This is a genomic window from Campylobacter sp. US33a (assembly GCF_004378855.1).
Taxonomy (GTDB): domain Bacteria; phylum Campylobacterota; class Campylobacteria; order Campylobacterales; family Campylobacteraceae; genus Campylobacter_D.
The window spans coordinates 1-250 of sequence record NZ_RYYL01000054.1 but is presented as its reverse complement, the minus strand read 5'-3'; the positions used below and the strand labels follow the sequence as shown (position 1 = coordinate 250).

1 pseudogene is annotated in these 250 nt (G+C 30.4%); it reads left to right on the top strand.

The annotated features are described in order from the left end of the window. Positions 1 to 250 (top strand): annotated as a pseudogene (locus ELQ16_RS09870) (diguanylate cyclase response regulator); the annotation flags it as partial.

Sequence of the window (250 nt, the reverse complement as noted above, 5' to 3'; positions counted from 1 at the left end):
TATTTTAGGTGATAAAGATGATGCTTTAGAGGCTAGTTTGCTTGTAAGTGGAGCTAATGAGTATTTGGTAAAACCCTTAAGTAAAGAAAGTTTAAATTGTCGCTTGGATAAATGTCTTCATTATATGGCCAATATGCAGTTTTTAAGCATTTATAACAATCTTGATCCTATTTCCGGGATAAAAAATTCCAATGCTTTATTGAGTTGCGTTGAAGATTATTTAAATGAAATTGTAAGCAAAGAAGAAGAA